The organism is Stenotrophomonas maltophilia group sp. RNC7 (assembly GCF_030910085.1).
GTDB lineage: Bacteria > Pseudomonadota > Gammaproteobacteria > Xanthomonadales > Xanthomonadaceae > Stenotrophomonas > Stenotrophomonas sepilia.
The window spans coordinates 43,844-67,533 of record NZ_JAVFVN010000706.1 but is presented as its reverse complement, the minus strand read 5'-3'; the positions used below and the strand labels follow the sequence as shown (position 1 = coordinate 67,533).

Sequence of the window (23,690 nt, the reverse complement as noted above, 5' to 3'; positions counted from 1 at the left end):
CGTCACAGCGGCGGCATCACCTGCAGGTCGCCGTCGACCAGCTCGATCGCCATCACCACCGCGTCCTCGCGGCCCTGTGCGGCCGGGTAGTAGCGCGGGCGGCGGCCGATCTCGTTGAAGCCTTCGCTGTGATACAGCGCCAGCGCCGGCGTATTGGACGGACGCACCTCCAGGAAGACGCGCTGGGCACCACGGTCGGCGGCCAGTTGCACCAGCGCGCGCAGCAGCTGGCGGCCCAGCCCGCGCGACTGTGCCAGCGGGTCGATGCAGATGTTGAGCACGTGCGCTTCATCCGCGGCGATGCTGAGCACGCCATAGCCGACCAGCAGGCCATCGCGCTCCATCGCCAGGCCGGGATAACCGGCGCGCAGGCAGTCGATGAAGATGCCGCGGGTCCAGGGAAAAGGATAGCCCCGCAGCTCGATCGCCATCACGGCATTGAGGTCACTCTCGCGCAGCGCACGCAGGCTGACCGGGCCGGGCCGGGTTACCGCGCTCACGGCGTGCCCCGCTTGCGCAGGGCACGCAGCTGCGGCCACAGCGCACGCTTGGCGGCCGGGTCGCGGCGCAGCTGGTCCAGCGGCCAGCTGTCCATCAGCATCTGGGTGGCCGGGTCGTTCGGGTTGCAGCCAGAGGCGCGCAGCAGTGCGATCTGCAGGCGATCGGGCAGGCGTACCACCGGCTGGCGTGCGTTGCCGCTGGGCAGCGGGCGCTCAGCCGCCGGCACGGTATCCGGGGCACTGACCGGCGTTTCGCGGCGCGGCGGTGCCGGGCGTTCCGCGCGTACTGCGGTCGCGGGCGCGGCGTGGGCGTCGCGCGGCGGCACAGCAGCCCGCACCGGCTCCGGCGGGGCAACGCTGGCTTCGGCTTCGGCCACGCTCAACTGCAATGCGGCATCCAGCTCGGCGGCCAGCTGGCCGTCGTGATAGACGGTATAGCCCATGGCCTGCAGCCAGGCCTGCTGGGCCGGTGACCACAGCACGGGCAGGTCCTGGCTCACGCGGCCTCGGGCTTCTTGCGCATGCGCTGCACGGCCCACATCACCGGGCCGGACAAGGCGTACAGGATGCCGACCGCGAACAGCACGCGCGGCAGGTCGATCACCGCAATGGCAATGGCGACCGGCACCAGTGCCAACACCAGGAACGGCACGCGATCCGAACGGGTGCCCTTGGCATCGCCGCCCTTGAAGCTCCAGAAACGGATACGGCTGACCATCAGCAGCGCAGCGATGATCGTCACCGCCAGCGCCACGTAGCGCAGCTGGTTGCCATCCCAGCCCAGGTTGCCGTCGGCAAACGCCCAGACGAAGGACATCATCAGGCCCGCTGCGGCCGGGCTGGCCAGGCCGACGAACCAGCGCTTGTCGACCACCGCCACCTGCGTGTTGAAGCGGGCCAGGCGCAGCGCCGCGCAGGCCGCATACAGAAAGGCAACGGCCCAGCCGACGCGGCCGAGCAGCGGATCGTCGAACTTCAGCCACGACAGCGACCAGTGGTACATCACCAGCGCCGGGGCCATACCGAAGCTGACCAGGTCGGCCAGCGAGTCGTACTGCACGCCGAATTCGCTGCTGGTACCGGTCAGGCGCGCCACGCGCCCGTCCAGGCCATCCATCACCGCCGCCACGAACACGGCGATGCTGGCGTTGACGAAATCCCCGTTGGCCGCGGCGATGATCGCGTAGAAACCGGAGAACAGGCCGGCGGTGGTGAACAGGTTGGGCAACAGGTAAATCGTGCGCGAGCGCGGCGGCGGTGTGATCGGGTCCATGGAATCCAGTTTAATCGACTTGCCAGTGCTCGGCGCCAATGCTGCAATCGGCGTTCTACGCCCATTCCGTGGAGTTTGCCATGCGTGCCCTGTCCTGCCTTGGATGCCTGCTGCTGTTGGCCAGTGCCAACGCCGTGGCCGGTCCCGTGTACAAATGGAAGGACGCCCATGGCGTGACGCAGTACTCGGAGACCCCACCGGCGGGCAAGAAGTACGAGACCCGCGAGCAGGCCCGCAGCCCGCAGGCCGCGGCCAGCGCCGAGACCCCGGCCGCGCCGGTTCCCGAGCAGTGCAGCACGGCCCGGGCCAACCTGGCCCTGCTGGACGGCGGTGGTCAGGTGATGCAGGACACCGATGGTGATGGCAAGGCCGATACCCCGTTGACCCCGGAGCAGCACACCGCACAGAGGGGATTGGCGGAGGCCGCCATCAAGGCGTACTGCCCACCGGCCGGTTAAGGGTATCGGCAGGGCTGCGCCCTGCACCTGCAGAGGCTGCAAGCAACGGCAACGTCAAAAGCGGGCATTCCGTGGAATGGCGGGGGGGGGGGGGGGGGGGGGGGGGGGGGGCCCGCCGGCCCCGCGGCGGCGCGGGGGCCCCCCCCCCCACCCCAACCCCCCCCCCCCCCCCCCCCCCCCCCCCCCCCCCCCCCCCCGCCCCACCCCCGACAGGTTCCTGGTGACGGTGGTAGATCCACGCCATGCGTGGATGAAATCTGTCGGATCTCGAATTGAATCCGGGGTCAGATCCGTTTTCCTGCGGAAAACGGATCTGACCCCAGGAGCCATTCCGACAGCTCGCAGGAAACTGTCGAAGGCGGGGCGGGTCCGGTTGCGGGGGCGTGAGCGCCATGGATGGCGCGACCGAGCATCCATGGACGGATTCACGGCGTCCCCCGCAACCGGACCCACCCCGCCATCCCACGGGAAACCCGCTGTTGCTTCGGCTGTTGCTTCTGAGGTTGCCGGCCAGCGGCCGGCACTACGGCGGGTGCAGGGCGCAGCCCTGCCGATACCCCTCCCCCCGGCCGGGCTGGCAGAATAGGCGTCTCTGCCGTTATCCGAAGCCGACGATGCGCCTCTCCCAGTTCCACCTGCACACCACCAAGGAAACCCCCAGCGACGCCGAGCTGACCAGCCATCGGCTGATGCTGCGCGCGGGCATGATCCGCAAGCTGGCATCGGGCCTGTACACCTGGTCGCCGCTGGGCCTGCGCGTGCTGCGCAAGGTCGAGCGCATCGTTCGCGAGGAAATGGACCGGGCCGGCGCGGTGGAATTCCAGATCCCGACCATCCAGCCGAAGGAACTGTGGGAGCAGACCGGCCGCTGGCAGAAGTTCGGCCCGCAGCTGCTGAAGATCAAGGACCGCAAGGACCAGGTGTTCTGCTACAGCCCGACCGCCGAAGAAGCCGCCTGCGACTTCGCGCGCAGCGAGCTGTCCAGCTACAAGCAGCTGCCGGTGAACTTCTACCAGATTCAGACCAAGTTCCGCGACGAGATCCGCCCGCGCTTCGGCGTGATGCGCGCGCGCGAGTTCCTGATGAAGGACGCCTATTCGTTCCACCTGCACGATGAGTGCCTGGTGCGCGAGTACGAGAACATGAAGTCGGCCTACAGCCGCATCTTCACCCGCCTCGGCCTGGACTTCCGCATGGTGCAGGCGGACTCCGGCGCGATCGGCGGCGATGCTTCGCAGGAGTTCCACGTGATCGCCGATTCCGGCGAAGACGCCCTGGTGTTCTCCACCGGTTCGGACTACGCGGCCAACATGGAGGCGGCGATCGCCGCCGATCCGGCACCGCGTGCGGCCGCCTCCGAAACAATGCGCAAGGTGGATACCCCCACCCAGAAGACCTGCGAGGACGTCGCGGCCCTGCTCGGCATCGACCTGCAGCGCACGGTGAAGTCGGTGGCACTGATCGCCGGCGAAGGCGAGGCACAGCAGTTCGTGCTGGTGCTGGTGCGTGGCGACCATGAGGTCAACGAGATCAAGCTGGCCAAGGTGGCCGGGCTGGACGAGCAGCGCTTCGCCAGCGAGGCGGAAATCGCCGAGTACCTGGGCAGCGTGCCAGGCTTCCTCGGCCCGGTCGCGCCGGCCAAGGCCATCCGCGTGGTCGCCGATCGCGAAGTGGCGGCAATGTCCGACTTCGTCGTCGGCGCCAACGAGGCCGGTTTCCACTTGGCCGGCGTCAACTGGGGCCGCGACCTGCCGGAACCGGAAGTGGCCGACGTCCGCAACGTGCGTGCCGGTGATCGTGCTGTGGACGGCGGTGAACTGAAGATCGCCCGTGGCATCGAAGTCGGCCACGTGTTCCAGCTCGGCCGCAAGTACGCCGAAGCGCTGGATGCCACCGTGCTGGATGAAAACGGCAAGGCGGCAGTGATGGCGATGGGCTGCTACGGCATCGGTATCTCGCGCGTGGTGGCTGCCGCGATCGAACAGAACCATGACGATGCCGGCATCATCTGGCCGGACGCGATGGCGCCGTGGCAGGTCGTGGTGTGCGTGATCAACCCGAAGGGCGATGCCGCTGTGGCTGACGCTGCAGCCAATCTGCTGCAGGAGCTGCGCGACGCCGGCCTGGACGCCGCGCTCGACGATCGCGGCCTGCGCCCGGGCGCGATGTTCGCCGACATGGAACTGATCGGCATCCCGCACCGCGTGGTGGTCAGCGAACGCGGCCTGGCCGCCGGCACCTACGAGTACCGCGCGCGCCGCGCCAGCGAGGCGGAGAGCCTGGACAAGGCCACCCTGCTGCAGCGACTGCAGGGCTGACGTGGAAAGACCGGGGCCTGCCCCGGTCTTTTTTTTCTGCCTGCGGCCTTCCCCAATATTGCAGCGGACATAATCCGGTCAAAATCGCAGCCACGGTGCTGGTATGCCGCCACGGCATGTCCTGCCTGCATTTGTGCTGTGATTAATTCATCTCTATTCTGTCCGCCGACGCCATGGACTGGCTTGTCCCGTCCACACATTAGTTTCCGGAGTAACCGTAAATGAGCATTGACCTGACCGGCCTGTCAGCACGCGAGCTGGGCGCCCTGATCCGTACCGCCAAGAAGCAGCAGACCATCGTCGCCAAGCGCCGGCCGATCACCAAGGTCCGGGCCCAGCTGACCAAGCTGGCCAAGACCGAGGGTTACACCATCGAAGAACTGTTCGGCAGCGCCCCGGCCACGCGTGCCCGCAAGGCCGCTCCGGCCGCCAAGGCCCCGTCGAAGACCGCCGGCCGCAAGCTGGGCAAGGTTGCCCCGAAGTACCGCAACCCGGCCAACCCCAAGGAAACCTGGACCGGCCGTGGCAAGCAGCCGCGCTGGATGGCTGAGCTGACTGCCAAGGGCAACAAGAAGCCGGAAGATTTCCTGATCAAGAAGGCCTGAGGCCGGATCGGGATGCAATGAAAAACGCCGGCGAAAGCCGGCGTTTTTTGTTTGTAGAGCCGAGCCCACGCTCGGCTATCCATATCCGAAGCCGAGCATGGGCTCGGCTCTACAGGGTCTTGCGGGCGGGCATCAGCAGATTGCCGAACAGCAGGCCGGCCACCAGTGCCATCACCACGTTGAGCACGGTAAGGAACACGCTCTGGCCGGCGCCCACGTCCTGCTGCTGGACCAGGGTCAGCACGCCGCGCAGGCTGGTGCTGCCGGGCACCATCATGATGATGCCGGGCAGGCGGATGATCGCGCCCGGACGCCCGACCAGGCGTCCGAACAGGTTGCCACCGGCGGTCAGCAGCATTGCCGACAGGAAGATACCGGCCGGTGCGCCCCAGGCATGGCCGCCGAACTTGGAGATCGCATAACCGGCCACCGAGGCGGCAATCACCCACGGATAATCGCGGCGATTGGCCTTGAACAGCATCGCGAAGGCAAATGCGGCGGTCAGCAGCGAGCCCCATTCCACCCAGGGCCCCTGCGGCCGCGCGGCCCGGATCACCGGATCCAGGCCGAGCACATCGGCCAGGGTCACCGCGATCATCGCGCCGACGCTGAGCTTCATGATGGTGGTCAGCGCGCCGGCAAAGCGCGCGGTACCCGATACCCAGTGCTGGCTGGCCAGCTCATTGACCGCATTGGTCAGCGACATGCCGGGCAGCAGCACCACCAGCGAGGCGATGATCACCGTATTGAGGTTGAGCGCACCAATGAACGACGCGACCAGGGTGGCGACCATGCCGGCCAGCAGCGCGGCCAGTGCCTCGGCGGCTTCGCGGGTGGCCGGGCGGCGATCGGTGACCATGCCGAGCAGGCCGATCATCAGGCCGATGACACCGGCAGTGGCGATGTCCAGCCACGGCAGCTTCCACATGCCGGCCACGCCCGCCGCGCCGAGGGTGAACGACAGGATGGTGCGCAGCTTGCCGCGCCGGCCCGGATCCTTGTCCAGTTGGCGCAGCGCCGTGTGGCCCTGGGCGATGCTCATCCGCCCGTTGGACACTTCTTCGGCTATGCGGTCGGCAACGCTGAGCTTGTGCAGGTCGTTCTCACCCGGTGCCAGGCGGATCACGCGGGTGATGTCGCTGGAGCCGATCGCCTGGGCCGGGTCGCTGAAGCTGAGGATGATACCGGTGGGATTCGACCACGGTTCACAATCCAGATCGAGCTGGCGGGCCAGGGCAACCACCGCCGTCTCCAGGCGCTGGGCCGTGGTGCCATAGCTGTGCAGGCGTCCGGCGATCTCGGAAACGAAGGCCACGCGCTGTGCGTAGGTGGCCTGGGGCGTGGGGATCGTGTGAGCATCTGCGGACATGCGCCGTAGTATTACCTACGCTGGGGCCCGCCGGAGAAATTCATCCAAGTTCGACGCGAAGCCCGATACAGAACGGTTATGCTGCGACCCGAATGGCCCACGTCACCCCGAACCACGCCCCCCAGCTCGAACAGGATGCCCACGACCCGGGCCTGATCCGCCTGTCCGGCACCTGGACCTTGAAGACCGCGCTGGCCGCGGCCGAAGTCCTGCGCGGCGTTCCCGACGCGCTGACCGGCATCGATGCCACCGGCATCGAGCAGCTCGATTCGGCCGGCGTGCTGCAGGTACTGCGCGTGGCCCATCGTGCCGACCTCCACGAAGACGCACTGCAGTTCCGCGCGGACCACCAGGCGCTCGTATGCACCATCGAGGAAGTGGCCGATGACCGGCCCAAGCCCAAGCGCGACTTCGGTGTGCTGGCCGCGCTGGAACGGCTGGGCGTCAGCGTCCACACCACCGGCCACAATATCAAGGCGCTGTGCAGCTTCCTTGGCGAGAACCTGGTCAAGGCGGCCCGGCTGGTCAAGGAACCGCGCCGCTTCCGGCTGACCGCCACCGTGCATCAGATGGAGCAGGTCGGGCTGGATGCGGTGCCGCTGGTGGCGCTGTTGTCCTACCTGGTGGGTGCGGTGATCGCGTTCCTCGGCTCGACCATCCTGCGCGACTTCGGCGCCGAGATCTACGTGGTCGAGCTGGTCAACATCGCCTTCCTGCGCGAGTTCGCGGTGCTGCTGACCGCGATCGTGCTGGCCGGCCGCACCGCCAGTGCGTTCACCGCGCAGATCGGTGCGATGAAGGCACGGGAGGAGATCGATGCGATGCGTACGCTGGGCCTGGACCCGGTCGACCTGCTGGTGCTGCCACGCTTGCTCGCCCTGCTGGTCACCCTGCCCTTGCTGACCTTCATCGCGATGATCGCCGGCCTGGCCGGCGGCATCACCGTCGGTGCGTTCGACCTCGACATCCCGCCGCAGATGTACATCGCGCGCATGCACGAGACGATGGAAGTGCGGCACCTGCTGGTGGGCCTGTCGAAGGCGCCGGTATTCGCCCTGGTGATCGGCCTGATCGGCTGCCTGGAAGGGCTGAAGGTGGAAGGCACCGCCCAGTCGGTGGGCGAACGCACCACCTCCAGCGTGGTGCAGACCATCTCGCTGGTGATCATCATCGACGCCTTCGCGGCGTTGTGGTTCATGCACATGGACTGGTGACATGAGCACATCCGCCCTACCCGAATCCATCGACATGCGCGACGACCAGGGCCACGAACTGGCCATCCGCGTGCGTGGCCTGGTCAACCGCTTCGGCAGCCAGACCGTGCACGAAGACCTGGATCTGGACGTACGCCGCGGCGAGATCCTGGGCGTGGTCGGCGGCTCCGGCACCGGCAAGTCGGTGCTGATGCGCTCGATCCTCGGCCTGCGTGTGCCGGATGCTGGGCAGATCGAAGTCCTCGGCCGCGATGCGCGTGCCGACGACGCCGAGAGCCGCCTGCACATCGAACGCAATACCGGCGTGCTGTTCCAGGACGGTGCCCTGTTCTCGTCGCTGACCGTGGGTGAGAACGTCCAGGTGCCGTTGAAGGAACACCACCGCGAACTGCCCGAGCGCTGGCACTACGAACTGGCGCTGCTGAAAGTGAAACTGGCCGGCCTGCCCGCCGACGCGATCAACAAGCTGCCCTCGCAGCTGTCCGGCGGCATGCGCAAGCGCGCCGGCCTGGCCCGGGCGCTGGCGCTGGATCCGCCGTTGCTGTTCCTGGACGAACCCACCGCCGGCCTCGACCCGATCGGCGCGGCGGCGTTCGACCGCCTGATCAAGACGCTGCAGGAAGCGCTGGGGCTGACCGTGTTCCTGATCACCCACGACCTGGACACCCTGTACGCCATCTGCGACCGCGTGGCCGTGCTGGCCGACCGCAGGGTGGTGGCCAATGCGCCGCTGCCGGACATCGAGAAACTGGATCATCCGTGGATCCAGGAATACTTCCACGGACCCCGCGCGCGCGCCGCGCGTGGCGAACAGATCGAGAGTGCCTGAGCCATGGAAACCAAAGCCAACTACGTGCTGATCGGCGCGTTCACCCTGATCACTGGCCTGGCCCTGCTGGCCTTCGGCCTGTGGGCGGCCAAATACTCCTCCGACCGCACCTGGCAGGAGTACCGCGTGGTCTTCCGCGAAGCGGTGACCGGCCTGTCGGTGGGCAGCCCGGTGCAGTACAACGGCATCGCGGTGGGCTCGATCACCGAACTGAACCTGGTGCCGGACGACCCGCGCCAGGTGGTCGCGCGCATCCGCCTGAACTCCAACACGCCGGTCAAGACCGATACCCGCGCCAAGCTGGCGATCACCAGCCTGACCGGCCCGTCGATCATCCAGCTCAGCGGCGGCACGCCGCAGTCGCCGGCGCTGACCACGGTCAACAAGGATCCGGCACCGATCATCCCAACTACGCCCTCGGCGCTGCAGAACATCACCGACGTGGCCAACCGCATCGTCGAGCGCATGGACCAGATCCTCAGCGACCGCAATGTAGCCTCGATCAATGCCACGCTGGCCAACCTGGAGACGATCAGCGGAGGCCTGGCCGACCGTGACCAGGGCACGCAGGCGCTGCTGCTCAGCGCGCGCGATGCCGCCCGCAGCCTGGACACCACGCTGAAGACCACCAACGGCACCATCGAGCGCCTGGACAGGAACCTGGTGCAGCAGCTGCCCGGCATCATCGACAAGCTCGACACGACCCTGGCCAAGCTCGATTCGGCCGCCGGCAACGCCGATTCGATCCTTGGCGAGAACCGCGCCGCGATCAACAGCTTTGCCAACGATGGCCTTGGCCAGCTGGGCCCGACGCTGACCGAACTGCGCGGCCTGATCCGCGACCTGCGCCGGGTCAGCGACCGCCTCGAGAACAACCCCGCGCGCTACCTGCTGGGCCGCGACGCACCGAAGGAGTTCGAACCCAAATGAGCCCGACCACCCTTCCGCGCCTGCTGCTGGCCGCTTCGATGGTCACCCTGCTGGGCGGCTGCTCCATCCTCGGCAGCAGCGAGAAAACCGCGGTGACGCTGTACTCGCCGTCCGTGCAGGTCAAGGCGGACCCGGCGTGGCCGCAGGCCAGCTGGCAGCTGGTGCTGGCCAAGCCCAGCGCCGCGCGCATGGTCGACAGCCCGCGCATCAACGTGCGGCCGACGCCCTCGCAGCTGGAGATCTACAAGGGGGCCAGCTGGGCGCAGCCGGCCACCGACATGATCGAGGACACCCTGTTGCGCGGCTTCGAGGATTCCGGCCGCATCCGCGGCGTGGCCCGCAGCACTGCCGGCATCCGCGCCGACTACAAGCTGTCCACCGACGTGCGCCGCTTCGAATCGGATTACCAGGGACAAGCCACGCCGACCGTGGTGATCGAGGTCAACGCCAAGCTGATCCACGTCGCCGACCAGCGCGTGGTGGCCGACCGCACCTTCCGCCAGGCGCAGCCGGTCGGCAGCACCGATGTGCCGGCGGTGACCGCGGCGTTCGAGCGCGGCCTGCAGCAGCTGGCACAGGATGTGGTGGGCTGGACGCTGGTGAGCGGGCAGGCCGACCAACCTAACGTCGCGCGCTGATCGATCAGCGCGGCGCAATCCAGCGGAACGTCAGATTGATCCGTTCACCCTGCACCCGTGCCATCTTCGGAAGCGCGTGCTGGTAGAACCTCTGCGTCTGCCCCGCCATTACCAGCAGATCGCCATGGCCGAGCAGGAATTCAGCCTTGCGCGCCGGATCGTCGCGTCGGCGCAGCAGGAAACGGCGCGCCGCACCCAGGCTCAGCGACGCGATCACCGGGGCCGGCCCCAGCTCCGGCTCGTCATCGCTGTGCCAGCCCATGTAATCACCGCCACCGCGATAACGGTTCAGCAGCACGCTGTTGAAGCGACCGTGGCCTTCGGCCTGCAGGCGCTCACGCACGGCCTGCAACACAGGCGGCCAGGGGCGCGGCACGAACTCGGCACCGGAATAGCGATAGCGGGCCTGCGGGTCGCCGATCCAGCAGCTCAGCCGCGGCGAATCCACCCAGTTGCCGAACAAACGGATGCGGTGGACCTCCCACGGTACGTCGGCCAGCAGCGCTCCCAAGAGCCGGTCGGCGTCGGCAGCGGCCAGCCAGCCCGGCAGGTACTGGACGTCGGCGTCGGGCAGGTCGTGGGGGAACAGCATGGCGGCACCTCAAGAAACAGGGCGGCACGCTTGGCCGCCCTTGCAGCCTCAGCCGCGCTGGAACGCGACGCCGGTCTTTTCCTCCAGCTCTTGATCGCTGACACCCGGCGCGGCCTCCACCAGCAGCAGGCCCTTGTCAGTCACGTCGAACACGGCCAGATCGGTGATGATCCGGTCGACCACGCCCACGCCAGTCAACGGCAGCGTGCATTCGGCCAGGATCTTGTGCTCACCGTTTTTGGCGGTGTGCTCCATCAGCACCACCACGCGCTGCACGCCGGCCACCAGGTCCATCGCACCGCCCATGCCCTTGACCATCTTGCCGGGCACCATCCAGTTGGCCAGATCGCCCTTGTGGGTCACCTGCATGGCACCGAGGATGGCCAGGTTGACGTGGCCACCGCGGATCATCGCGAAGCTGTCGTGGCTGCCGAAGTAGCTGGCGCCCGCACGTGCGGTGACCGTCTGCTTGCCGGCATTGATCAGGTCGGCGTCGACTTCAGCGTCGGTTGGGAACGGGCCGATGCCGAGCAGGCCGTTTTCCGACTGCAGCCATACATCCACGCCTTCGGGAATGTGGTTGGCAACCAGCGTCGGCAGGCCGATGCCCAGGTTCACGTAGGCGCCATCGGTCAGTTCCTGGGCGGCACGGGCCGCCATTTCATCGCGGGTCCACGCCATGTCAGTTGCCCTCCGCGCGGATGGTGCGCTGTTCGATTCGCTTCTCAGGATGCGCGTTGTGCACGATGCGGTGCACATAGATGCCCGGCAGGTGCACCTGGTCCGGGTCGATGGCGCCGACCGGCACGACCTCTTCAACCTCCACGATGCAGACCTTGCCGGCCATCGCACAGGCCGGGTTGAAGTTGCGTGCGGTCTTGCGGAACACCAGGTTGCCGGCCTCGTCGGCCTTCCAGGCCTTGACCAGTGCCACGTCGGCGCGCAACGCGGTTTCCATCACGTAGTGCTTGCCGTCGAACTCGCGGGTTTCCTTGCCCTCGGCCACCACCGTGCCGTAGCCGGTGGCGGTGAAGAACGCCGGAATACCCGCGCCACCGGCACGCAGGCGCTCGGCCAGCGTGCCCTGCGGGTTGAACTCCAGTTCCAGCTCGCCGGCCAGGAACTGCCGCTCGAATTCCTTGTTCTCGCCCACGTAGGACGAAATCATCTTCTTGATCTGCCGCGTTTCCAGCAGCTGGCCCAGCCCGAAGCCATCGACGCCGGCATTGTTGGAGATCACGGTCAGGCCCTTGACGCCACTGTCGCGCAGCGCAGCGATCAGCGCCTCGGGAATGCCGCACAGGCCAAAGCCGCCCACGGCCAGGGTCTGCCCATCGGCGACCACCCCCTGCAGGGCCTCCGCCGCACTGGCGAAGCGCTTGCCGCGCTTTCCGCCGGAAGTCGATTGCTGCATTGCTGTAGTACCCTGCGAATGGATAAGCGCATTCTAGCCGCAGGCCTGCATCCGACGGGTTTGCGGCGCAGCAAACCGCGCGGATGCGGCGGCCCGGGGCCGGGATGCCGCTTTCTGGCCCACGACCCAACGCGGATACAATGGTCGATCCCGCCGCGTCAGCCCGCGAACGATGCCCCCAGCGCCTCCTGCCCCCTCCCCTGCAGCCCACGACCGCGCCCTGTGCGTGGACCTGGACGGCACGCTGCTGGACACGGACCTCCTGTATGAGTCACTGCTGGTGCTGTTGGCGCGCAATCCGTTGTACCTGTTCCTGCTGCCGTTCTGGCTGCTGCAGGGCAAGGCCGCACTGAAGCGGCAGATCGCTACACGCGCCACCGTCAATCCATGCCACCTGCCGTACAACCCAAAGGTACTGCAACTGCTGCGCGACACGCCGCAGCGCCCGCGGGTGCTGTGTACCGCCTCGGACCAGCTGCTGGTCGCGCCGATCGCCGCACATCTGGGCCTGTTTGAACAGGTCATCGCCAGCGACGGCCAGCGCAACCTGTCCGGCCCCAACAAGGCGCAGGCCCTGGTGGATGCGTTTGGCGAGCGCGGTTTCGACTACGCCGGCAATGGCACGGTCGACCTGGCAGTCTGGGCACGCGCCGCAGGCGCCTGGGTGGTCAACAATCGCAGCGCTCTGGCCGGTGCCGCAGCACAACGCACCCAGCTGCTGGGGCACTGGCCCGCCACATCCAGGCGGCAGGCATGGTTGAAGGCGCTGCGGCCACACCAGTGGCTGAAGAACCTGCTGGTGTTCGTTCCGCTGTTGACCGCCCACCGCTTCCTGGAAGCACCGGCAGTGGCCGATGCGCTGCTGGCCTTTGCGGCCTTCAGCCTGTGCGCCTCCGGCGTCTATGTCCTCAACGACCTGCTCGACCTTGATGCAGATCGCCGGCATCCGCGCAAGCGCCATCGCCCTTTTGCTGCCGGTCGCTTGCCGCTGCTGCACGGCCTGGTTGCAGGCCCGCTGCTGACGCTGTGCGGGCTGGCCGTTGCACTGGCCTGCAGCCCGGCATTCGCCGCAGTGCTGGCGGGCTACTACGCGCTGACCGTCGCCTACTCGTTGCGCCTGAAGCGCATCGTCATGCTCGACGTGGTCCTGCTGGCCAGCCTCTACACCCTGCGCATCATCGGCGGAACCGTGGCCATCGGTGCGGAACTGTCGTTCTGGCTGCTGGCCTTCAGCATGTTCATTTTCCTCTCGCTGGCACTGCTCAAGCGCTATACCGAACTGCACGCGGTGCTGGCACGTGGCAAGACCCGCGCCAACGGCCGTGGCTACGGCGTGGAAGACCTGCCGCTGCTGCAGTCGCTGGGCGCGGCCGCCGGCTACTGCGCCGTCCTGGTGATGGCGCTGTACATCAACAGCCCCGATAGCGTGGAGCTGTACCGCAACCCGAAGCTGCTGTGGTTCATCTGCCCGGTCCTGCTGTACTGGGTCAGCCGCGCCTGGGTGATCGCGCATCGCGGCAACATGCACGATGACCCGATCGTGTTTGCCGCCACGGATCGGCCCAGCCAGGTGGTGGCCGTGCTGTGCGCCGGGTTTGCCCTGGTGGCGATCTGATGCGGGCCGACGCGCATTCCTGGGGGCGATATCCGCGCGCGCCGCAGTCGCTGGTCAGGGTGCACGATCGGCTCGCCACGCTGCCAACCTTCGAGGGCACTGCGCTGCCGCATGGTAACGGACGCAGCTATGGCGACAGCTGCCAGAATCCGGGGGCCACCCTGCTGGACTGTCGCGGTCTGGACCGCTTCATCGCCTTTGACCCGCCCAGCGGACGGCTGCACTGCGAAGCTGGCGTCACCCTGGGTGAGATCATCGCGCTCGTTCTGCCGCAAGGCTGGTTCCTGCCGGTTACCCCAGGCACGCGTCACGTCACCGTGGGCGGTGCGATCGGCAATGATGTGCATGGCAAGAATCATCATCTGGCCGGCAGCTTCGGTCACCACGTGCTGTCCTTCGAGCTGCTGCGCAGCAACGGCGAACGCCGCGTGTGCCGGCCTGGCGATGGCGACGGTTGGTTCGAAGCAACCGTCGGTGGGCTTGGCCTGACCGGACTGGTCACCCATGCCGAGTTGCAGCTGCGCCGCGTGCCGGGCAGCAGCCTTGAGGTGGAGAACATCCGTTTCTCCAGCCTGGCCGACTTCTTCGCACTGTCACAGGACAGCAGCGAAAGCCACGAGTACAGTGTGGCGTGGATCGACTGCCTGGCACGTGGCCGCGCCCTCGGCCGCGGGCATTTCACCCGTGCCAACCATGCCGTGCAACCGGTCGACGAACGCCCGGCCACGCCCCGCCGGCAGTGGAAGATGCCGCTGACGCCCCCGATATCACTGGTCAACCGGCTCACCCTGCGCCCGTTCAATACGCTCTATTACCGGCGCCAGCCGGCGCAACGCCGACGCCAGGTCTCGCACCTGCTGCCCTTTTTCTATCCGCTCGATGGCATCAGCCAGTGGAACCGGATGTATGGTCCGGCCGGCTTCGTGCAGTACCAGTGCGTGCTGCCACCGCACGCGGCCGCAGATGGAGTTCCCGCCCTGTTGCAGGAAATCGCCCGCAGTGGCCAGGGTTCGTTCCTGGCGGTGCTCAAGCAGTTCGGCACGCGGCCGTCCCTTGGCATGTTGTCCTTCCCGCGCCCGGGTACCACCCTGGCCCTGGACTTCCCCAACACCGGCGAGACGCTCTGGGCCCTGCTGCAGCGCCTGGACCAGATCGTCGATGCCGCGGGCGGTGCCCAGTACCCGGCCAAGGATGCGCGGATGACCGCCGCCTCGTTCCAGCAGGCGTACCCGCGCTGGCGGGACTTCAGCCGATTCATCGATCCACGTTTCTCGTCCGGCTTCTGGCGCCGGGTCACGGAGTAAGCATGCAGAACGTCCTCATCATCGGCGCCACCTCCGCGATCGCCGAAGCCGTCGCGCGGCGTTACGCCGCACGCGGCGCGGCGCTGTTCCTGGTCGCTCGCCGTTCCGAACGGCTCGCCGCCATCGCCGACGACCTGCGCGTGCGCGGTGCACGCGCCACGCACACTTCTTCGATGGACATCAACGATCTGGCCGCCCACGCCGAGCTGCTGGCGCAGGCCTGGCAGGCGCTGGGACGGGTGGATGTGGTGCTGGTTGCACATGGCACGCTGCCCGACCAGGCAGCGTGTGAGGCCTCGGTGGAAGCCTGCATGGCCGAGTTCGCCACCAATGGCACCTCCACCCTGGCCCTGCTGGGGCCTGCGGCCAATCGGCTGGCCGACGCCGGCAGCGGCGCGCTGGCGGTGATCACTTCGGTGGCCGGTGACCGCGGCCGCCAGAGCAACTACGTCTACGGCGCCGCCAAGGCTGCGGTCAGCACCTACCTCAGTGGCCTGCGCCAACGCCTGGCCAAGCAGGGTGTGGCGGTGGTCGACATCCGCCCCGGCTTCGTAGACACGCCGATGACGGCCCACCTGCGCAAGGGCCCATTGTGGGCAACGCCGGACCAGGTCGCACGCCGCATCGTCGCCGGCATCGGCCGCGGCACCCCGGTGCTGTATGCCCCGGGCTTCTGGCGGTTGATCATGACGGTGATCCGCCTGCTGCCGCAGGCCCTCTTCAACAGGATCTCGCTGTGAGCACTGCAATGGACTCCGTGCTGGAGCAGAAGATCATCATTCCCGGTGGTGCCGGCCTGGTCGGCCAGAACCTGGTCGCCATCCTCAGGCGCCAGGGCTATCGCCGGCTGGTGGTGATCGACAAGCACGCTGCCAATCTCGGGGTGCTCGCGCGTCTGCATCCGGATGTGGTGACCGAACACGCCGACCTCGCCGAACCTGGCGCCTGGGAGCGCCATTTCGCCGGTGCCGACGCCGTGGTGATGCTGCAGGCGCAGATCGGCGGCACCGATCCGCTGCCATTCGTGCGCAACAACATCACTGCCACCGACCTCATCCTGGATGCCATCGAGCGCCACGCCGTGCCCTACACGGTGCACGTCAGTTCCTCGGTGGTCTGTTCGGTGGCCGATGACGACTACACCCGCACCAAGCGTGAGCAGGAGCAACGGGTCGCCGCGCGCGGCATTCCATCGGTCATCCTGCGCCCGACCCTGATGTTCGGCTGGTTCGACCGCAAGCACCTGGGATGGCTGTCGCGATTCATGCGCAGGGTTCCGGTATTCCCGATTCCCGGCGATGGCCGCTACATGCGCCAGCCACTGTATGCCGGCGATTTCGCCACCATCATCGCCAGCTGCCTGCGTTCGCGCATTGCGGGTCAGCGCTACAACATCACCGGCCTGGAGAAGGTCGACTACATCGACATCATCCGCCAGATCAAGCGCAGCACGCGTGCCCGCACCCTGCTGCTGCACATCCCCTACCGCCTGTTCCGCCTGCTGCTGAGGACCTGGGCGCTGTTCGACCGCGACCCACCATTCACAGCAGCGCAGCTGCAGGCGCTGGTGGCCCATGATGAGTTCGAAGTCATCGACTGGCCTTCGATCTTCAACGTAAGGCCGACGCCCTTCGCGCAGGCCATCGACGCCACCTTCAACGACCCTGAGTACGGCGACATCGCCCTGGAGTTCTGATCATGAGCGAGCGCATCGCCGTTCTCGGCGCCGGCCCCATGGGTCTTGCCGTGGCTTACCAGCTGGCGCGCGACGGCCATCAGCCCGTGGTGTTCGAAGCCGATGACCGCGTTGGCGGAATGACTGCGAGCTTCGACTTCGGCGGCATGCCGATCGAGCGCTACTACCACTTCCATTGCACCTCCGATCACGATTTCCTGGCCGTACTCGACGAGTTGGGGCTGGGCGAACGCATGCGCTGGACCGAGACCCGCATGGGCTACTGGTTCGGCAAGCGCCTGCAGGCCTGGGGCAACCCGATCGCCCTGCTGCGCTTCAGGGGCCTGGGGCTGATGGCCAAGATCCGTTACGGCCTGCATGCTTTCGTGTGCACGCGCCGCAACGACTGGCGCCCGCTGGACCACGTTGAAGCCTCGTCCTGGATCCGCCGCTGGGTTGGCGCCGAAGCCTATGAAACGCTGTGGCGCCGGTTGTTCGACTACAAGTTCTACGACTATGCCGGCAACCTGTCCGCGGCCTGGATCTGGAGCCGGATCCGGCGCATCGGGCGCTCCCGTTACAGCCTGATGCGCGAAAAGCTCGGGTATCTGGAAGGGGGTTCATCCACCCTGCTCGATGCCCTGCACGCGGACATCCAGCGCCATGGTGGCGAGGTGCGGCTGTCCAGCCCGGTGCAACGCATCGTGATCGAGGAAGGCCGCGTGCGCGGCGTCCAGGTCGGCGGCGAGCATCTGCCCTTCGACAAGGTCATTTCCACGGTACCGCTGCCGTTCGTGCCACGCCTGGCGCCGGACCTGCCGGAGGCGATCCTGGCGACGTTCCGCGCACTGAACAACATCGCCGTGGTCTGCGTGATCGCCAAGCTGCGCAGGCCGGTCTCGGCCAATTTCTGGGTCAACACCAACGACCCGGACATGGACATCCCCGGCATCGTCGAATACACCAACCTGCGCCCGATGGATGCACATATCGTCTACGTGCCGTTCTACATGCCCGGCGAGCACGAGCGCTATGGCGACAGCGACGAGGTGTTCGCCGACAAGGTGCGCCGCTACCTGTGCATGATCAATCCGCAGCTGGGCGCAGATGACTTCATTGACGTGCGGGTCAGCCGCTACCGCCACGCGCAGCCGATCTGCGAGCCGGGCTTCCTGGACCGGCTGCCGCCGCGCCGGCTGCCGGTGGAAGGACTGTGGGTGGCCGATACCTCGCACTACTACCCCGAAGACCGCGGTATCTCCGAGAGCATCGGCTTTGGGCGTGCCATGGCCCGCGAGGCGGTGGCGTGACCCTGTCCCGCCCGTTCCTGCTGTTCCTGCTGGCCGGCGGCACCGCTGCGCTGGCCAACATCCTGTCGCGCATGCTGTACAGCCACTGGATGCCGTTCACCCCGGCGATCATCGCCGCCTACCTCACCGGCATGGTCACCGCCTTCGTGCTGACCCGCTGGTTGGTGTTTTCCGGCAGCACACGCCCCCTGCACCACTCGGCGTTCTACTTCGGGCTGGTCAACCTGTTCGCGGTGGCCCAGACCTGGCTGGTCTCCACCCTGCTGGCCTACCACCTGCTGCCATGGCTGGGCGTGGACGTGCTGCGCCTGGAAATCGCCCACGTGGTAGGTGTGGCGGTGCCGGTGGTGTCCAGCTACTTCGGCCACAAGTACCTGTCGTTCCGATGACTGCCCGGGAACGCTGTTTCCAGAAAACGGTTCCCACACATCCGTGGCCGTAAACTACGGCGCTGACCTCATCCAGGATCCCGATCAATGCCCCTGCCCGCCTTCAAGGCCTATGACATCCGCGGCCGTGTGCCGGAAGAACTGAACGAAGACCTGGCCCGCCGCATCGGCGTCGCCTTGGCCGCGCAGCTCGCTCCCGGTCCAGTGGTCCTCGGCCACGACGTGCGCCTGACCAGCCCCGCGCTGCAGGACGCATTGGCCGCAGGCCTGCGCGGTACAGGGCGCGAGGTGATCGACATCGGCCTGTGCGGCACGGAAGAAGTCTATTTCCAGACCGACCATCTGGGCGCGGCCGGCGGCGTGATGGTCACCGCCAGCCACAACCCGATGGACTACAACGGCATGAAGCTGGTCAAGGAGAACGCACGGCCGATCAGCTCCGATACTGGCCTGTTCGCGATTTCCGATGCGGTTGCCGCCGATACGTCCGCGGCGCAACCGCCGCGTGCCGCGCAGAGCGCCCAGCACGACAAGAGCGCGTATATCCAGCATCTGCTGAGCTATGTCGATGCTGGTAAGCTGCGGCCACTGAAGCTGGTGGTCAACGCCGGCAACGGCGGCGCCGGTGCCATCGTCGACCTGCTGGCACCGCACCTGCCGTTCGAATTCATCCGCATCTGCCACGAACCGGACGGCAGCTTCCCCAACGGCATTCCCAACCCGCTGCTGCCGGAGAACCGCGCCGCCACTGCCGACGCGGTGCGCGAACACGGCGCCGATTTCGGCATTGCCTGGGATGGTGACTTCGACCGTTGCTTCTTCTTCGATCACACCGGCCGCTTCATCGAAGGCTACTACCTGGTCGGCCTGCTGGCCAAGGCGATCCTGGCGCGCAACCCGGGCGGCAAGGTCGTACATGACCCGCGCCTGGTCTGGAACACCGTGGACATGGTCGAGCAGGCCGGCGGTGTACCGGTGCAGTGCAAGAGCGGCCATGCCTTCATCAAGGAAAAGATGCGCGCCGAAGACGCGGTGTACGGCGGCGAGATGAGCGCCCACCACTACTTCCGCGAGTTCGCCTATGCAGACTCCGGCATGATCCCGTGGTTGCTGATCGCCCAGCTGGTTTCCGAAAGCGGGCGCTCGCTGGCCGATTGGGTCGAAGACCGCATGGCGGCCTACCCCTGCAGCGGCGAGATCAACTTCAAGGTCACCGATGCAAAGGCCGCTGTCGCGCGCGTGATGGAGCACTTCGCGGCGCAGTCGCCCACCCTGGACCACACCGATGGCATCAGTGCCGACTTCGGCGACTGGCGCTTCAACCTGCGCAGCTCCAACACCGAGCCGCTGCTGCGCCTGAATGTTGAAGCACGCGGCGATGCAGCGCTGATGCAGGCGCGCACCGACGACATCTCCCGCCTGATCCAGCAGTAACCGAGGAACGCATGAGCAGCATCCAGCCCGTCATCCTGTCCGGTGGATCCGGTACCCGCCTGTGGCCGCTGTCGCGCGAGGCGTACCCGAAGCAGTTCCTGCCGCTGGCGGGTGAACTGACGATGCTGCAGGCCACCTGGAAGCGCGTGGCGCCGATCGCCGCGCGCGGGCCGCTGGTGATCGCCAACGAAGAGCACCGTTTCGTCGCCGCCGAGCAGCTGCAGCAGGTTGGCGCCGAGCCGGCCGCGATCATCCTCGAGCCGATCGGCCGCAACACGGCCCCGGCGATCGCAGTGGCCGCGCTGGAAGCCACCCGCGACGGTGCCGACGCCCTGCTGCTGGTGCTGCCGTCCGACCACGTGATCACCAACGAGACTGCGTTCCGCAGTGCCGTACAGGCGGCGGCCGGCGCTGCCGAGGCCGGCAAGCTGGTGACCTTCGGTATCGTGCCGACCGGCCCGGAAACCGGCTATGGCTACATCAAGGCCGCCGATGGCCAGGGCCTGCGTGCGGTCGAGCGCTTCGTCGAGAAGCCCGACCTGGATACCGCGACCGGCTATGTCAGCAGCGGCCAGTATTACTGGAACAGTGGCATCTTCCTGTTCAAGGCCTCGCGCTACCTGCAGGAGCTGGAACGCTTCCAGCCCGCGATGCTGGCTGGTAGCCGCCAGGCCTGGCAGCAGGCGCGCCGCGATGCCGACTTCACCCGCCTGGACAAGGATGCCTTCACTGCCGTTCCGTCCGATTCGATCGACTATGCAGTGATGGAGAAGACTGCCGATGCGGTGGTGATTCCACTGGATGCCGGCTGGAACGATGTGGGTTCGTGGACCGCGCTGCGCGATGTCTCGCAGCAGGACGGCGATGGCAATGCGCACCAGGGCGACGTGATCGCCATCGACTGCCGCAATACCTATGCCTACGGCCAGCGCCTGGTGGCCATGGTCGGCCTCGATGACGTGATCGTGGTCGAGACCGACGATGCGGTGCTGGTGGGCAAGGCCGACCGCATGCAGGAGGTCAAGACCGTGGTGGCACAGCTGAAGGCCGAAGGCCGCAGCGAGGCCACCTGGCATCGCAAGGTCTATCGCCCGTGGGGCGCCTACGATTCGATCGACAACGGCGAGCGCTTCCAGGTGAAGCGGATCACGGTCAAGCCCGGTGGCACCCTGAGCCTGCAGATGCACCACCATCGCGCCGAGCACTGGATCGTGGTCAGCGGTACCGCCGAAGTGACCCGTGGCGATGAAGTGATCCTGCTCAGCGAGAACCAGAGCACGTACATTCCGCTGGGCGTGACCCATCGCCTGCGCAACCCGGGCAAGCTGCCGCTGGAACTGATCGAAGTGCAGTCCGGCAGCTACCTTGGCGAGGACGACATCGTGCGCTTCGAGGATACCTACGGGCGCAGCTGACCCGGCGCCCGCTGGAGGCGACCGACCGTTGGTCGGGGTGGGTGCCGACCGTTGGTCGGCACGCCGTCTGCCGGGTCAGGCAATCTCCGCCATCACCCGCTTCAGGCCATCCTGCCAACTCGGCAGTACGATGCCGAAATCCTGCTGCAGCTTGCGGTTGTCCAGTACCGACCAGGCCGGACGCTTGGCCGGGGTCGGATACTCCGAGCTGGGAATCGCCTCGACCGTCGGCACTTTGGCCAACACGCCGGTGGCCAACGCTTCGGCGAAGATCGCCTCGGCAAAACCATGCCAGCTGGTCTGGCCGCTGGCGGTCAGGTGCCAGGTACCCGACAACTGCCCCGGATGCTGCAGCGCCTGCAAGGTGACATCGGCGATCAGCGCGGCCGGCGTCGGCGTGCCGACCTGGTCGGCCACCACCCGCAACGCATTGCGCTCGGCGCCCACGCGCAGCATGGTGCGCAGAAAGTTCGCGCCATGCGAGGCATACACCCATGCCGTGCGGAAGATCAGGTGGCGCCCGCCTGCGGCACGCACCGCGTCCTCGCCGTCGCGCTTGCTGGTGCCATACACGCCCAGCGGTGCGGTCGGCTCGTCCTCGCGGTAGGGCGCGCTGCCCTGGCCATCGAACACGTAGTCGGTCGAATAGTGCACGAACGGCACGCCGCGGGCCGCGCACCAGCGCGCGATCACGCCCGGTGCCTGCGCGTTGGCGGCGAAGGCCGCATCAGCGTCCTGCTCTGCGCGGTCAACGGCGGTGTAAGCGGCCGCATTGACCACCAGCGACGGCTGCACGCGGTCCAGCAAGGCAGGCAGGCTGTCGGGCTGGCCGAAATCGGCGGTTTCGCAGGTGCTGCCATCCGGCAGAGTGCCGCTGCGGGTGGTCGCGACCACCTTGCCCAGCGGCGCCAGCGCGCGCAGCAGCTCCTGGCCGACCTGGCCGTTGCCACCGAAGACCAGAACGGTCATGGCACGTAGACCGGCAGGCGGTCTTCGGCGATGTCCTTCAGGAACGGCGCGTTCTCGTCCTTGGCCGACAACGTCGGTGCACTGACCGGCCAGTCCACGGCGATGTCAGCGTCGTTCCAGCGGATACCCGCATCGGCTTCCTTGACGTAGACATCCGTGCACAGATAGCTGAACAGAGCGCGCTCGGACAGCACGGCGAATCCGTGGGCGAAGCCTTCCGGAATCCAGAACTGCCGCCTGTTTTCTGCGCTCAGTACCACCGCTTCCCAACGCCCGAAGGTCGGCGAGCCGCGGCGGATATCCACGGCGACGTCGTAGACCTCGCCCTCCAGCACGGTCACCAGCTTGCCCTGCGGGCGCGGCCACTGGTAATGCAGGCCACGCAGCACGCCCTTGGCAGAGGTGGAGACATTGCTCTGCACGAAGCGCTCCGGCAGGCCCAATGCAGCGAAGCGCTCGGCGTTCCAGGTTTCGTAGAAGAAGCCACGTTCGTCGCCGAACACCGCCGGCTCGATGACCCGGCACCCCGGCAGTGACGTCTCGATCACTTTCACGGAACCACTCCGCGCTGGGCCAGCGTGTGCAAGTACTGGCCGTAGCCATTCTTGATCAGCGGCGCAGCCAGTGCTTCCAGCTGCTCGGCACTGATCCAGCCCTTGCCGAACGCGATTTCTTCCGGGCAGCAGACCTGCAGGCCCTGGCGAGTCTGGATGGTCTCGATGAAGTTGGACGCCTCCAGCAGCGACTGATGAGTACCGGTGTCCAGCCAGGCGTAGCCACGGCCCAGCGCTTCCAGATGCAGGTTGCCTTCGGCCAGGTAGCGCTTGTTGAGATCGGTGATTTCCAGCTCACCACGCGGCGACGGCTTGAGTTCGGCCGCATGCGCGCTGGCATTGCCGTCGTAGAAGTACAGGCCGGTCACTGCGTAGTTCGAGCGCGGTTTCTCCGGCTTCTCGACCAGGTCGATGACCTTGCCACTCTTGTCGAACTCGGCCACGCCATAGCGCTCCGGGTCATTGACCCAGTAACCGAACACCGTGGAACCTTCCACGCGCTCATCGGCGCGCTTGAGTACGTCGCGCAGGCCATGGCCGTGGAAGATGTTGTCGCCCAGCACCAGGCAGCTCGGCTTGCCGGCGACGAAATCACGGCCGATCAGGTAGGCCTGAGCCAGGCCGTCCGGACTCGGCTGCACCGCGTACTGGATGTCCATGCCCCACTGCGAGCCGTCGCCCAGCAGCTGCTGGAAAAGCGCCTGCTCGTGCGGAGTGTTGATGATCAGCACTTCGCGGATGCCCGCCAGCATCAGCACGCTGAGCGGGTAGTAGATCATCGGCTTGTCGTACACCGGCAGCAGCTGCTTGCTGACGCCCTTGGTGATCGGATACAGCCGGGTGCCGGAGCCACCAGCCAGAATGATGCCTTTACGCTGCGTCATG

Annotated in this window: 25 protein-coding genes; 15 read left to right on the top strand and 10 right to left on the bottom strand. The window is 67.1% G+C overall.

The window, feature by feature from the left end; genetic code table 11:
- Window positions 1-2: 2 nt before the first annotated feature.
- From rimI to pssA, 3 genes are read right to left on the bottom strand one after another with little or no spacing between them, the layout of a single operon-like run.
- Entirely contained in the window at window positions 3-500 is a 498-nt protein-coding gene (gene rimI, locus RCF13_RS15310) for a ribosomal protein S18-alanine N-acetyltransferase (protein WP_111200806.1), read from the bottom strand.
- Window positions 497-1,000 (bottom strand): hypothetical protein, encoded by a 504-nt coding sequence (locus RCF13_RS15305; RefSeq protein ID WP_061480607.1) that lies wholly within the window; start codon window positions 998-1,000, stop codon window positions 497-499. Before RCF13_RS15305 ends, rimI begins: the two co-directional genes overlap by 4 nt.
- Window positions 997-1,773 (bottom strand): CDP-diacylglycerol--serine O-phosphatidyltransferase, encoded by a 777-nt coding sequence (gene pssA, locus RCF13_RS15300; protein ID WP_061480606.1) that lies wholly within the window; start codon window positions 1,771-1,773, stop codon window positions 997-999. The genes RCF13_RS15305 and pssA overlap by 4 nt, the downstream gene beginning before the upstream one ends.
- 80 nt (window positions 1,774-1,853) lie before the next feature.
- Between pssA and RCF13_RS15295 the strand changes: the two genes are divergently transcribed.
- The 3 genes from RCF13_RS15295 to RCF13_RS15285 all read left to right on the top strand — a co-directional run bounded on the left by RCF13_RS15295 (window position 1,854) and on the right by RCF13_RS15285 (window position 5,154).
- Window positions 1,854-2,231: a DUF4124 domain-containing protein gene (locus RCF13_RS15295; protein ID WP_308141317.1), complete on the top strand. Its 378-nt coding sequence runs from the start codon at window positions 1,854-1,856 to the stop codon at window positions 2,229-2,231.
- 614 nt (window positions 2,232-2,845) lie between these two features.
- Window positions 2,846-4,549, top strand: a complete 1,704-nt coding sequence (locus RCF13_RS15290; protein ID WP_134967781.1) for a proline--tRNA ligase — start codon at window positions 2,846-2,848, stop codon at window positions 4,547-4,549.
- A gap of 221 nt (window positions 4,550-4,770) precedes the next feature.
- On the top strand, window positions 4,771-5,154 hold the full coding sequence (locus tag RCF13_RS15285; protein ID WP_010480700.1) for an H-NS histone family protein: 384 nt from the start codon (window positions 4,771-4,773) through the stop codon (window positions 5,152-5,154).
- Between the two features lie 109 nt (window positions 5,155-5,263).
- On the opposite strand, the gene RCF13_RS15280 is transcribed toward RCF13_RS15285, so the two are convergent.
- Window positions 5,264-6,523, bottom strand: a complete 1,260-nt coding sequence (locus RCF13_RS15280; protein WP_061480220.1) for a threonine/serine exporter family protein — start codon at window positions 6,521-6,523, stop codon at window positions 5,264-5,266.
- 92 nt (window positions 6,524-6,615) lie between these two features.
- Between RCF13_RS15280 and RCF13_RS15275 the strand changes: the two genes are divergently transcribed.
- From RCF13_RS15275 to RCF13_RS15260, 4 genes are read left to right on the top strand one after another with little or no spacing between them, the layout of a single operon-like run.
- Complete coding sequence (locus RCF13_RS15275; protein WP_134967780.1) at window positions 6,616-7,737, top strand: ABC transporter permease; 1,122 nt, start codon at window positions 6,616-6,618, stop codon at window positions 7,735-7,737.
- A 1-nt stretch (window position 7,738) separates the two neighbouring features.
- Entirely contained in the window at window positions 7,739-8,566 is an 828-nt protein-coding gene (locus RCF13_RS15270) for an ABC transporter ATP-binding protein (protein ID WP_061480218.1), read from the top strand.
- Window positions 8,567-8,569: 3 nt separating this feature from the next.
- Window positions 8,570-9,496 carry an MlaD family protein gene (locus tag RCF13_RS15265; RefSeq protein ID WP_005415199.1) on the top strand — a complete coding sequence of 309 codons (927 nt, stop codon included), beginning with the start codon at window positions 8,570-8,572 and terminating at the stop codon, window positions 9,494-9,496.
- Window positions 9,493-10,134: an ABC-type transport auxiliary lipoprotein family protein gene (locus tag RCF13_RS15260; protein ID WP_049440685.1), complete on the top strand. Its 642-nt coding sequence runs from the start codon at window positions 9,493-9,495 to the stop codon at window positions 10,132-10,134. Before RCF13_RS15265 ends, RCF13_RS15260 begins: the two co-directional genes overlap by 4 nt.
- A gap of 4 nt (window positions 10,135-10,138) precedes the next feature.
- Here RCF13_RS15260 and RCF13_RS15255 read toward each other — a convergent pair whose 3' ends face one another.
- From RCF13_RS15255 to RCF13_RS15245, 3 genes are read right to left on the bottom strand one after another with little or no spacing between them, the layout of a single operon-like run.
- The gene (locus RCF13_RS15255; protein WP_134967779.1) at window positions 10,139-10,726 is read right to left on the bottom strand and encodes an alpha-ketoglutarate-dependent dioxygenase AlkB; all 588 of its coding nucleotides are present in this window, start codon (window positions 10,724-10,726) and stop codon (window positions 10,139-10,141) included.
- Between the two features lie 48 nt (window positions 10,727-10,774).
- Complete coding sequence (locus RCF13_RS15250; protein ID WP_134967778.1) at window positions 10,775-11,407, bottom strand: CoA transferase subunit B; 633 nt, start codon at window positions 11,405-11,407, stop codon at window positions 10,775-10,777.
- A gap of 1 nt (window position 11,408) precedes the next feature.
- Window positions 11,409-12,140, bottom strand: a complete 732-nt coding sequence (locus RCF13_RS15245; protein WP_049465322.1) for a CoA transferase subunit A — start codon at window positions 12,138-12,140, stop codon at window positions 11,409-11,411.
- Window positions 12,141-12,312: 172 nt separating this feature from the next.
- Between RCF13_RS15245 and RCF13_RS15240 the strand changes: the two genes are divergently transcribed.
- The 8 genes from RCF13_RS15240 (at window position 12,313) to RCF13_RS15205 (ending at window position 21,282) form a co-directional block, all read left to right on the top strand.
- Window positions 12,313-13,755 (top strand): UbiA family prenyltransferase, encoded by a 1,443-nt coding sequence (locus tag RCF13_RS15240; protein WP_134967777.1) that lies wholly within the window; start codon window positions 12,313-12,315, stop codon window positions 13,753-13,755.
- Window positions 13,755-15,059, top strand: coding sequence for an FAD-binding oxidoreductase (locus RCF13_RS15235; RefSeq protein ID WP_134967776.1), 1,305 nt, complete (start codon window positions 13,755-13,757; stop codon window positions 15,057-15,059). Before RCF13_RS15240 ends, RCF13_RS15235 begins: the two co-directional genes overlap by 1 nt.
- A 2-nt stretch (window positions 15,060-15,061) precedes the next feature.
- On the top strand, window positions 15,062-15,799 hold the full coding sequence (locus RCF13_RS15230) for an SDR family oxidoreductase (protein ID WP_134967775.1): 738 nt from the start codon (window positions 15,062-15,064) through the stop codon (window positions 15,797-15,799).
- 8 nt (window positions 15,800-15,807) lie between these two features.
- Window positions 15,808-16,755 (top strand): NAD-dependent epimerase/dehydratase family protein, encoded by a 948-nt coding sequence (locus RCF13_RS15225; protein WP_198994656.1) that lies wholly within the window; start codon window positions 15,808-15,810, stop codon window positions 16,753-16,755.
- A 2-nt stretch (window positions 16,756-16,757) separates the two neighbouring features.
- Window positions 16,758-18,044 (top strand): NAD(P)/FAD-dependent oxidoreductase, encoded by a 1,287-nt coding sequence (locus RCF13_RS15220; RefSeq protein ID WP_134967774.1) that lies wholly within the window; start codon window positions 16,758-16,760, stop codon window positions 18,042-18,044.
- Window positions 18,041-18,433, top strand: a complete 393-nt coding sequence (locus RCF13_RS15215; RefSeq protein WP_134967773.1) for a GtrA family protein — start codon at window positions 18,041-18,043, stop codon at window positions 18,431-18,433. Before RCF13_RS15220 ends, RCF13_RS15215 begins: the two co-directional genes overlap by 4 nt.
- 87 nt (window positions 18,434-18,520) lie before the next feature.
- Window positions 18,521-19,867, top strand: coding sequence for a phosphomannomutase (locus tag RCF13_RS15210; protein WP_134967772.1), 1,347 nt, complete (start codon window positions 18,521-18,523; stop codon window positions 19,865-19,867).
- An 11-nt stretch (window positions 19,868-19,878) separates the two neighbouring features.
- Window positions 19,879-21,282: a mannose-1-phosphate guanylyltransferase/mannose-6-phosphate isomerase gene (locus RCF13_RS15205; protein ID WP_134967771.1), complete on the top strand. Its 1,404-nt coding sequence runs from the start codon at window positions 19,879-19,881 to the stop codon at window positions 21,280-21,282.
- 75 nt (window positions 21,283-21,357) lie between these two features.
- Here the strand turns inward: RCF13_RS15205 and rfbD are convergent, their stop codons facing one another.
- From rfbD to rfbA, 3 genes are read right to left on the bottom strand one after another with little or no spacing between them, the layout of a single operon-like run.
- Window positions 21,358-22,251, bottom strand: a complete 894-nt coding sequence (rfbD, locus tag RCF13_RS15200) for a dTDP-4-dehydrorhamnose reductase (protein WP_134967770.1) — start codon at window positions 22,249-22,251, stop codon at window positions 21,358-21,360.
- Window positions 22,248-22,805, bottom strand: coding sequence for a dTDP-4-dehydrorhamnose 3,5-epimerase (gene rfbC / locus RCF13_RS15195; RefSeq protein WP_134967769.1), 558 nt, complete (start codon window positions 22,803-22,805; stop codon window positions 22,248-22,250). The genes rfbD and rfbC overlap by 4 nt, the downstream gene beginning before the upstream one ends.
- Complete coding sequence (rfbA, locus tag RCF13_RS15190; protein ID WP_065186261.1) at window positions 22,802-23,689, bottom strand: glucose-1-phosphate thymidylyltransferase RfbA; 888 nt, start codon at window positions 23,687-23,689, stop codon at window positions 22,802-22,804. Before rfbA ends, rfbC begins: the two co-directional genes overlap by 4 nt.
- Window position 23,690: the final 1 nt, after the last annotated feature.